At 26.2% G+C, this 10105-nt stretch carries 10 protein-coding genes; all 10 read left to right on the top strand.

The genetic code is table 11. From position 1 onward, the window contains the following. Nucleotides 1-299 precede the first annotated feature (299 nt). The 10 genes from LPC13_RS12370 to LPC13_RS12325 all read left to right on the top strand — a co-directional run bounded on the left by LPC13_RS12370 (nucleotide 300) and on the right by LPC13_RS12325 (nucleotide 9943). Nucleotides 300-626 carry a thioredoxin family protein gene (locus tag LPC13_RS12370; protein ID WP_005214387.1) on the top strand — a complete coding sequence of 109 codons (327 nt, stop codon included), beginning with the start codon at nucleotides 300-302 and terminating at the stop codon, nucleotides 624-626. Between the two features lie 124 nt (nucleotides 627-750). Continuing rightward, nucleotides 751-1896 (top strand): glycerate kinase family protein, encoded by a 1146-nt coding sequence (locus LPC13_RS12365; protein ID WP_005214385.1) that lies wholly within the window; start codon nucleotides 751-753, stop codon nucleotides 1894-1896. A 221-nt stretch (nucleotides 1897-2117) separates the two neighbouring features. Then, nucleotides 2118-3410, top strand: coding sequence for an MBL fold metallo-hydrolase (locus LPC13_RS12360; protein ID WP_005214384.1), 1293 nt, complete (start codon nucleotides 2118-2120; stop codon nucleotides 3408-3410). 95 nt (nucleotides 3411-3505) lie between these two features. Beyond that, complete coding sequence (locus LPC13_RS12355) at nucleotides 3506-5017, top strand: bifunctional metallophosphatase/5'-nucleotidase (protein ID WP_005214380.1); 1512 nt, start codon at nucleotides 3506-3508, stop codon at nucleotides 5015-5017. 432 nt (nucleotides 5018-5449) lie between these two features. Continuing rightward, nucleotides 5450-5902 carry a LytTR family DNA-binding domain-containing protein gene (locus tag LPC13_RS12350; RefSeq protein WP_040419774.1) on the top strand — a complete coding sequence of 151 codons (453 nt, stop codon included), beginning with the start codon at nucleotides 5450-5452 and terminating at the stop codon, nucleotides 5900-5902. Continuing rightward, complete coding sequence (locus tag LPC13_RS12345) at nucleotides 5902-6516, top strand: DUF4318 domain-containing protein (protein ID WP_005214375.1); 615 nt, start codon at nucleotides 5902-5904, stop codon at nucleotides 6514-6516. The genes LPC13_RS12350 and LPC13_RS12345 overlap by 1 nt, the downstream gene beginning before the upstream one ends. A gap of 15 nt (nucleotides 6517-6531) precedes the next feature. After that, on the top strand, nucleotides 6532-6786 hold the full coding sequence (locus LPC13_RS12340; protein WP_005214374.1) for a hypothetical protein: 255 nt from the start codon (nucleotides 6532-6534) through the stop codon (nucleotides 6784-6786). Nucleotides 6787-6966: 180 nt separating this feature from the next. Further along, entirely contained in the window at nucleotides 6967-8340 is a 1374-nt protein-coding gene (locus LPC13_RS12335; protein ID WP_195244114.1) for an MATE family efflux transporter, read from the top strand. Nucleotides 8341-8530: 190 nt separating this feature from the next. After that, nucleotides 8531-9511, top strand: coding sequence for a LacI family DNA-binding transcriptional regulator (locus LPC13_RS12330; protein WP_005214372.1), 981 nt, complete (start codon nucleotides 8531-8533; stop codon nucleotides 9509-9511). A 213-nt stretch (nucleotides 9512-9724) separates the two neighbouring features. Next, nucleotides 9725-9943, top strand: a complete 219-nt coding sequence (locus LPC13_RS12325) for a PTS transporter subunit EIIB (protein WP_234088836.1) — start codon at nucleotides 9725-9727, stop codon at nucleotides 9941-9943. Nucleotides 9944-10105 lie beyond the last annotated feature (162 nt).

Genomic DNA, 10105 nt, shown 5'->3' with positions numbered 1-10105 from the left:
AAATTTTATCCACAACTAATAATAGAAAAACCCTCTGTTTTTAAACAGGGGGTTTTTCAACAAACTGAAATAAAAAGAGCAACACTGTTGCTCTTTTTATTTGCTTTTCGCTTTAAAATCAACATCATTTAATAAAACAGTCTTAAAAAATTATGACTAGTACCTATATAGGGATAATAATGATATAATTAAAACAAAATATAAAATAAAAATATCATGTAGTAGTTTTATTTAAAAATTCAAAAGAGAGAATTAAGTGATTTTTAAATATTAAAGTAATAACTTAGGAGTGAATATATATGAATAAGTTACATAATGAAGATGAGATAATTGAATTAATAAATAATAATAGTATGGCAGTAGTATATTTTACTGGCATGGATTGTGGAGCTTGTGAAGTAATTAAATTTAAAGTAGAAAATATATTGAGAAAACATCCGGAAATTAAAAGTGGAGAAATAAATGGTGAAGAAGATTTACAGATAGCAGTGAAATATGGAGTTTTTTCACTACCAATATTTTTACTATTTATTGAAGGAAGAGAAACTTTAAGAATAGGAAGAAATATTGATTTGCTCGAGTTAGAGAGAAATATTGAGAGATACTATAATATGATATATAAATAAAAATAAACCTTGTCATTTAAGGAGATGGCAAGGTTTATTAATATTAAACAATATAGAGATATTTTTAAGATAATAGTTTTAAATATAAATTTAATAGTTATTAAGAGTTTATGGAGAATGTAAAATGAAAAAAGGTTTTGTTATTGTATTAGCACCAGACTCTTTTAAAGAAAGTATGAGTGCTAAAGAAGCTTGCATGGCAATGGAAAGAGGAATAAAAAAAGTAAATTCAAATATTAAATGTGTACATGTTCCTATGGCAGATGGGGGAGAAGGTACTATGCAATCATTAGTAGATGCTACAAATGGAAATATCTATTCTTTAGAAGTAATTGGGCCATTAGGAAATAAAGTTAAAGCACAGTATGGTATTTTAGGTGGTGGAAAAATAGGAATATTAGAAATGGCTAGTGCTAGTGGAATACACTTAGTTCCATTAGATAAAAGAAATCCATTAATAACTACTACTTATGGTACAGGGCAACTTATTAAGGCTTGTTTAGATAAGGGAGTAAAGAAATTATTAATAGGTATTGGAGGAAGTGCAACTAATGATGGTGGAGCAGGAGTTATTCAAGCTCTTGGTGGAAGATTATTAGATAAAGATGGTAAAGAATTAAGCTTTGGAGGGGGAGAGTTAGGAAAACTACATACTATAGACCTAACTGATTTTGATCAGCGATTAAGAGATATTTCGGTGGAAGTAGCATGTGATGTTAATAATACACTTTGTGGAGAAAAAGGAGCATCAAATGTATTTGGTCCTCAAAAGGGGGCAACAAAGGAAATGGTTAACTTATTAGATAATAATTTAAAACATTATGCAAATGTAATTAAAGAACAAATAGGTAAAGATGTTTTAGATGTAGTTGGAGCAGGCGCTGCAGGTGGATTAGGTGCTGGACTTATGGCTTTTTTTAATGGAACTTTAAAAAAAGGAATTGAAATGGTAATTGAATATACTGGTTTAGAGAATGAGATTAAAGAAGCAGATATGGTTTGGACAGGTGAAGGAAGTATTGATTTTCAAACGCAATATGGTAAAACACCTTTAGGTGTTGCCACTGTTGCTAAAAAATATGATAAGCCTGTTATAGCATTTGCTGGAAGGGTTGGAGAGGATATAGATATTTTATATGAAAAGGGAATAGATTCTATATTTGGAATTATAAAAGATGTTACATCAATTGAAGAGGCTTTAGAAAAAGGTCAAGAAAATATGGAAAAGACTGCTGAGAATGTAATAAGACTTATGAGTTTAAAGTGGTAAATAAAAGTTAAGGTGTATTATATAATTTTATTTGAAATAATCATTGTTAATAAAGGTATAGTATTAAAGTCATATAATAATATATGTAATATTAAGATAGTTTTTATATAGTAACTACCTTTTTATTGTAAGATATAAATATTGTAATTAAATAAAAATAAGTTATTATATAACTATAATAGAACAAATGATAAATCATAAAAAAAGGAGTTGTTTGCAATATGTTAAATGACAAGAAAACAAAAATTACATTTCATAGTGGAGTTCTAACAATTGGTGGAACAATTATTGAAGTTAAGTATGAAGATAGCCATATTTTCTTTGATTTTGGAAGCGAATACAATCCGTCTGCTAAGGTGCAACCTACAGATTTACAAGGATTATTAGATGAAAGCTTAGTTCCATTCTTAAATAATATCTTTGACCCTAAAATTGATTTAAAAGGATATGAATCAAAAAAAGATGATTTCAAAAACACAGCGGTATTCTTATCACATATTCATTTAGACCATTCTAAAATTATCAATTATTTAAATCCTGAAATACCTTTATATACTTTAGAGGGAACAAAATCTTTATTAAATACTTTAAATATTAATAATGATTTTATTTTCCCTTTTTATGAAAAGCAAGAAAATAACACTAGAGAAGTAATTGGTGTTAAAGAAAATGAAACTGTACAAGTTGGAAAAATAAAGGTAAAAGTAATGCCAGTTGATCATGATGCTTATGGTGCTTGTGGTTTGGTTATTGAAACTCCAGATTTAAAAATGGCTTATACAGGAGATATAAGACTTCATGGTTATAGAGAAAATGATACATTGAATTTTTGCAAAGAAAGTGAAAATTGTGATGTTTTATTAATTGAAGGGGTCAGTGTTTCTTTCCAAGAGTTTGGAGATCCTATAAGGGAAACAGAAGCAAATAATGAACCAGAGCTTATAGAAAAAATTAATGAAATGGTAAAAAATAATGATAATAAGCAAATAACATTTAATTATTATATTTCAAATGTAGAAAGAATTTTAAATATAATAAAAACTAATCCAAGAAAAGTTGTATTAGATGCATATTACTCATATGTAGTAAAAGAAGCAACTGGAATTCAAAGTTATTATTATCAATTAGATGATAAAGAATATGGGTTAGATGAAAGTTTTAAAGTTGAGTTTGAAGAATTATTAGAGGATGAAAGTAAGTATTTCTGGCAATTAGATACACTTGCTTTAAAACATATAGATAAATTAAAATCAGGTGGAATTTATATTCATTGTGATGCTCAACCATTAGGTGATTTCGATCCAGCATTTGCACCATTTGTAAAGAGGTTTGAGGAGTATGATATAGAGTTTATGATACTACCATGTAGTGGTCATGCGCGTCCTTATGATTTAATTAAGATAATAGATTTAATTAGTCCTAAACTATTAGTTCCAATACACTCTTATCGTCCAGAAAAACTATATAATAAAAATGGAGATAGATTATTACCAAGTAAGGGACAAACAATATAGTATATTTAAACTAATGAGAAAAGCAAAGTAGAGTAAAATTTCATTATAAATTTTAGATAATAACTTTTACTTTATTAATTGAAGGGAGAATACAAATGAAAATAGCTATATATCAAACAAGTGATTTACATGGATATGTCTATCCAACTAATTATGTAAAAGAACAACCACTTGGAATTCTTAAAATAGGAAGCTATATATTAGATGATGAAAAAAAATATGATGCTTCTTTAAAGATTGATTGTGGTGATTTAATACAAGGATCAGCATTGGCACATTATTTATCCAAACAAAAATTAAAGAAAAATCCTATTTTAGAAGGTTTAGAGTTTATTGGATATGATGCTTATATATTAGGGAATCATGAATTCAATTATGGTAAAGAATATTTAAATACTTCGTACAAATTAGTAGAAGATAAAATAATAAATGCTAATATTGAAGGTTTAGAATTAAAAAGTGAACCATATAAAATATTTGATTTTGATGGTTTCAAAATTGCATGTATTGGACTTACAACAGGATTTATACCTAATTGGGAGCATGAAAAAAATATTACTAATTTAAATTTTTTAGATCCAGTTACTATGTACGGTAAATATGAAAAAGAATTAAAAGAAAAATCAGATTATATTATAGTGTGCTATCATGGTGGCTTTGAAAAAAGTCTAGATGGAAGCAATACACCAACAGAGAAACTTACAAAAGAAAATCAAGCTAGTGAATTGTTAGAAAAGTTTAACTCTATTGATATGGTTTTAAGTGGGCATCAGCATAGAGCTTTTATTACTATGATGAATGGTATACTTTGTGCACAACCACTTCATAATGGACAAAAATTTACTAAGGTTGTATTAGATACTGAAACTAAAGACTTAAGTTATGAATTAGTTGATGTTTCTAAGTTAAATAACCAAATTAATAAATATATGGAAGAAATATTTAATAATGTTGAAGCTAACTTAAAAGATTATTTAGATAGAGAAATTGGTGAATTTGATAAGGATATACTTATGGATGATATTTTTGAGGCCAGATTAAAAGGGCATCCATTTATTAATTTTTTACATCAAGTTCAACTTGAAGCTTCAGGTGCGGATTTTTCAGTCTTATCTCTATTTGATAGTGCTATTGGCTTTAAGAAAAATGTATCAATAAGAGATGTGTTAATTAATTATCCATATCCAAATACATTAATGGTATTAAAGGTTAGGGGAGATAAGATAAAAGAAGCTATTGAAAAGGCTGCTACTTATTTTGTAGTAAAGAACGGAGAAGTTAAGATTAGTGATGGATTCTTAGTTCCTAAGGTTCAAAACTATAATTACGATACTTTTGCTGGTTTTAATTATAAAATTGATTTATCAAGAGATTTTGGAGATAGAGTTATTTCTATGACAAAGGATGGAAAAAATATTGAGTTTGATAAGTATTATACTGTTGTTATGAACAATTATCGTGCAACTAATACTTCTATTTATCCAGCATATGAAGGTGCTGAAGTGGTTAAAGAAATAAATACTGATATTAGTGAACTTATAATTAACTATTTTTTAGAACACCATAATATTAAAGTTATAGAAGAAAGCAACTATATAATTAAATAATATAATTAGAATATGTAATAAGTTAGAATAGAAATAAAGAGTATTTTAATTTAATAGAAGCACTAAAAAACTTAAATCAATTAGAGAAATCTAGATTATTTTAATAAAGAAAATTGTTAATTTAAATAAACTAGAAATATTAACTATTAATATTGATATAGAGAGTAAATTGTAAAGTGGTTAAAGTAAGGCTATATAAATAACAACATTAACAAGTTATTTATATAGCCTTAATATTATTCAATTAAAAGTTTTAATAGTAATAATAAATGCCACTTAGCTTTAATTAACGACCGGTTAGAGGTAATCTGTGGAAAAGTACTTAGCTCTAGAGTATTATTATATTAAAGAACACAATTAAGTGAATTTACTTAATTTAATTAAAGATAAAAGCACGTGCAACCTTTATTAAAAGTTTTTAGGGGGAATTTTATGAAAGTATCAGTTCATGAAATAGGAATAGAAAAAGATGAATTTATAGATTTATATATCCATGAAAAAAATAAATCAATAGATATTCTTATTGATTATATAGAAAATGAAAAATATGCATCTATTAAATTATCATGTTATAAGAAGGAAGAGATTTTTAAAATTAAAAGTGATGATATTTATTATATAGAAACCAGTAGGGATAAATTATTAGTTCATACAAGAAACGAGATTTACGAATATAAAAATAGATTGTATGAGTTGGAAAAAATATTACCATCTAAGTTTATAAGGATTTCAAAATCTACAATATTAAATTTAGAAATGGTAATGTCGTATAATCCCATGTTTAATGGACTGATGGAAGTTAAATTAAATAATTTAGAAATAACTTATATTTCAAGAAAGTATTTAAAGGAAGTAAGGGAACGTATTAAGGGAGGAATAGAATAATGAGAGAAAATATAATAAAGGGTACTAATGTAGGGTTTCTTTTGCTTATAAGTTCAATTTTAACATTAAGATTTACTAATGATTTTGAAAATACTATGAAGCTATTTAATTATTTTGTACCAATTCTAATAGGATATGTAGTTATAGGAATAATATTTCAATGGATTAGAAATTTACCCAGCAAAGGTAGTTCGGGTAGTTTAGGTATAGGAATATATTATTGGGTATCCATGATTATGATTGTTATACCTGTTTTGGGAATGTTTATAGAAGGTTACATTAGATATATTATATTAGTTAATGTGATTGTAATTATTGTGTTGTGGGCAGTTGATTATATGCATTTAAGCAAAGTGGCAAAAGAGTTAAATGGAGGAAGAGCTGTTAAGCATAAAACTTTAATAGTAGATTTAAAGTCAAAACCTAAGACTAAGGAAGAGTTTTTTAGAGTGTTAGAAGAAAATTGTATGTCTAATGGAGATTCTCTTGAATATATAGAAAGAGATATTCCAGCTGTTATAAGAATAAATGGAATATTATATAAAGCTGAAATTGGATATTATTATTCAGTGGCGGGAGAGGCAGTATATACATTGAGGATAACAGAGTTTTAATAGGGAGAGAATATTATGATAGGAAAATTTTTAAAGAAGATGGTCAAGCTTAATATAGATATACCTTATGATGGAAATCTTAAATATCCAACTAACAAAATAACTAAAGCAGCCATAGTAAAATATTGTGTTGAAGAAAAACTAGAATATGAATTTCTTGATGATAATGAAGATGGAAATATAATGGTTACTATTGAGCAAAAAGAATATGAAGTATTACGCCCATTTACAGGTAGAGGAGGTTATGCAATTATTTGTAGACCTGTTTAAAGTATAAGTAACTATAAGTTTAGAGGTTATAGGTATATATTATATTAAAATATTATAATTTAAAGATGTTCTTACATGATTAAATATTATATAAGAATATCTTTTTTATTTATATATTGACCTTTAGTTAAGTTTAGGGTATAAAGTTAATTTGTGGATTGAATTTGGAGGGTATATAAAATGTTAAATATGAAGGTAGACTTATTAAAGGGAAATATATTTAAATCATTAATTATTTTTGCAATTCCATTGTTTATATCGAACTTATTCCAACAGTTATATAATACTGTAGATATAATGATTGTAGGAAATTTTTTAGGTGATACATCTTTAGCAGCAATAGGAGCTTGTTCATCTATATATGAATTATTAGTAGGATTTGCTTTAGGGATAGGAAATGGACTTAGTATTGTTGCAGCAAGAAGTTATGGTTCAAATGACGAGAAATTATTAAAGAAATCAGTTTCGGGATCAATAGTTATTGGTATTTTTGTAACAGTAATAATTATGATTATATCGGTTGTATTGTTAATGCCATTATTAAAATTATTAAATACACCATCTAATATAATAGATGAAGCATATTCCTATATTTCAACAATAACTTTATTTGTAGGAGTTATGTTTGCTTATAACTTATGTGCAGGATTATTAAGAGCTATAGGAAATAGTTTTATGCCGTTAGTATTTCTTATAATATCATCTATATTAAATATTATTTTAGATATAGTATTTATTACACAATTTAATATGGGAATTAAAGGTGCTGCTGTTGCAACAATTATAGCACAAGGAATTTCTGTTATATTATGCGTAGTATATATTTATTTTAAGAGCAAAATTCTTATTCCAAGAAGAAGTAGTTTTAATGTAGGAAAGAAGCTGTATAAAGAATTAATAGGACAAGGTCTTTCTATGGGACTTATGATGTTTATTGTATCAACAGGAACAGTTATATTACAAACAGCTATAAACGGTTTAGGATATCTTACAATTGCAGGGCATACTGCAGCAAGAAAGTTAAATAGTTTTTGTGCATTACCAACTATAACAATGTCATTATCACTTTCAACTTTTGTTTCTCAAAATAAAGGAGCAGATCAAGGATATAGAATTAGAAAATCGCTTTGGTATTGTAACTTAATATCAATTGTATGGGGATGTATAATTTCTATTGTATTGCTATTTTTTGCGCCTATGTTAGTAAGAATTTTATCCGGATCTAATGAGGAGTTAGTTATTGAAATTGGAGCAAAATATTTGATACTAAATGCACCATTTTATACTGTATTAGGAGTATTACTAAATTTGAGAAATTCATTACAAGGATTAGGAGAAAAAGTACTTCCCCTTGTATCAAGTATTATTGAGTTTATTGGAAAGATATTATTTGTTATTTTCATTATTCCAAAGACAGGATACTTGGGAGTTATAATTTGCGAACCAATAATTTGGTGTGCTATGTGTGCTCAACTTATATATGTTTTTTATAATCATCCTTATATTAAAGCACATAAGAATAATAAAAAGATAAGTTTAGTACAGAATGATTAATTTAATATATAATAAATAATTTTTATTTAAAGTCATGTAAGTGCGTATGCTTACATGGCTTTTTTAAACAAAAAATTATTATTACATTGTTCATAATTTAGTTATTGTATATAATTAAATGAAGATAATTTTAATCTGATTTTATTTAGATAATAATATATATTTAATGAATATATAAGGGGAGAAACAAATGGTAACTATTAAAGATGTTGCAAAAGAAGCTGGTGTATCTGTAGGAACGGTTTCAAATGTAATAAATAATATACAGGTTAAACCATCTACAAGGATTAAGGTAGAAGAGGCAATAAAGAAGTTAAATTATGAACCTAATATTTATGCTAGAGGGTTTAAAATGAATAGAACTAATACTATAGCTGTAATCTTACCTACAATATGGAATCCTTTTTTTAGTGAATTGGCGTATAATATAGAAAAATGCTTAAGAAAAGTTGGAATGAAAATGATTCTTTGTAACTCAAATGAGGATAATAAAGCTGAAATAGAGTATATATCTATGGCAAAGCAAAATAAAATGGATGGAATAATAGCCATAACTTATAGCGATATTGATGAATATGTTTCTGAAAATATTCCTTTTGTAAGTATTGATAGATATTTTTCTAAAAATATAACGTATGTATCTAGTAATAACTTTGAAGGTGGACGAATTGCAGCAAAGAAGTTAGATGAACTTGGATGTAAGAAAATAGCTTATATAGGAAGAGGTTCTAAAATAAATAATGCTACAAGAAAAAGAAAAGATGGTTTTATTAGTTATTGTAAAGAATATAATATAGATTATGAAATATGTGAATTACTAGGTTCTACTGAGGAGTTTGATAAGTTACTGGATAAATTTATAGAGAGTAATTTTGAAGATGATATAAAAATACAAGGTGTTTTTGCTGTAACTGATGAATATGCAGTAGATTTTATAAAAAAATTAAATAAATATAATATAAAGATTCCCAAAGATGTTCAAGTAATTGGATTTGATGGAAGTAAATCATCAGCTAAAGACACAATAGAAATATCAACTATTAGACAGCCTGTTGAACTTATTGCAGAAGAAGCGGTTAAAGCATTAATAAATATTATAGAAAATAATAAAGTGAAAAAAGAAATAATTTTACCAGTTAAATTTATTGAAGGATACACTACAAAAAAATAAATTTTATTTAGGATTTTATATAAATAAGATTTCAAGTTTTATACTTTAAAATATACATAGTATATATATTAAGTAAAGAATAAGAAATTGAAAAATAAAATCCTATTTTTTTATAAAAAAATATTGACGAATTGATGAAAACGTATTAACATGATTAATATAGAAAATGAAACGTTTCAAAAATGAAAATAACAGCCAGGGGGTTGGATGGAAATGAGTAAAAATTACAAAGAAATAGGTAAAGAGATTTTAAAGAATATAGGTGGTAAGGAAAATGTAATTAGTGCAGCACACTGTGCAACTCGATTAAGATTAGTGCTTAAAGATGATAAGAATGTCAATGTTAAAGAAATCGAATCAATGGCAGAAGTCAAAGGAAGCTTTAATACATCGGGGCAATTTCAAATAATTTTAGGATCAGGTTGTTGTTGATGAGGTTTATAAAGAATTTATAAAATTAGCTAATATTAAAGAAGAAAGTAAAGATGAATTAAAAAGAGAAGCTGATAAAAAATTAAATCCATTACAAGGATTATTAAAATCTTTAGCAGATGTTTTTGTTCCTATATTACCAATATTAGTTGCAGCAGGATT

It is taken from the genome of Clostridium celatum, from assembly GCF_021412605.1.
GTDB lineage: Bacteria > Bacillota > Clostridia > Clostridiales > Clostridiaceae > Clostridium > Clostridium celatum.
The sequence above is the reverse complement of the archived record's forward strand: the minus strand, read 5'-3'. Positions and strand labels throughout refer to the sequence as shown.

What these genes read in the sequence shown, in the direction of transcription:
- LPC13_RS12370 (WP_005214387.1), top strand. Translation starts at nt 300, where the DNA reads ATGAATAAGTTACATAATGAAGATGAGATAATTGAATTAATAAATAAT.
- LPC13_RS12365 (WP_005214385.1), top strand. Translation starts at nt 751, where the DNA reads ATGAAAAAAGGTTTTGTTATTGTATTAGCACCAGACTCTTTTAAAGAA.
- LPC13_RS12360 (WP_005214384.1), top strand. Translation starts at nt 2,118, where the DNA reads ATGTTAAATGACAAGAAAACAAAAATTACATTTCATAGTGGAGTTCTA.
- LPC13_RS12355 (WP_005214380.1), top strand. Translation starts at nt 3,506, where the DNA reads ATGAAAATAGCTATATATCAAACAAGTGATTTACATGGATATGTCTAT.
- LPC13_RS12350 (WP_040419774.1), top strand. Translation starts at nt 5,450, where the DNA reads ATGAAAGTATCAGTTCATGAAATAGGAATAGAAAAAGATGAATTTATA.
- LPC13_RS12345 (WP_005214375.1), top strand. Translation starts at nt 5,902, where the DNA reads ATGAGAGAAAATATAATAAAGGGTACTAATGTAGGGTTTCTTTTGCTT.
- LPC13_RS12340 (WP_005214374.1), top strand. Translation starts at nt 6,532, where the DNA reads ATGATAGGAAAATTTTTAAAGAAGATGGTCAAGCTTAATATAGATATA.
- LPC13_RS12335 (WP_195244114.1), top strand. Translation starts at nt 6,967, where the DNA reads ATGTTAAATATGAAGGTAGACTTATTAAAGGGAAATATATTTAAATCA.
- LPC13_RS12330 (WP_005214372.1), top strand. Translation starts at nt 8,531, where the DNA reads ATGGTAACTATTAAAGATGTTGCAAAAGAAGCTGGTGTATCTGTAGGA.
- LPC13_RS12325 (WP_234088836.1), top strand. Translation starts at nt 9,725, where the DNA reads ATGAGTAAAAATTACAAAGAAATAGGTAAAGAGATTTTAAAGAATATA.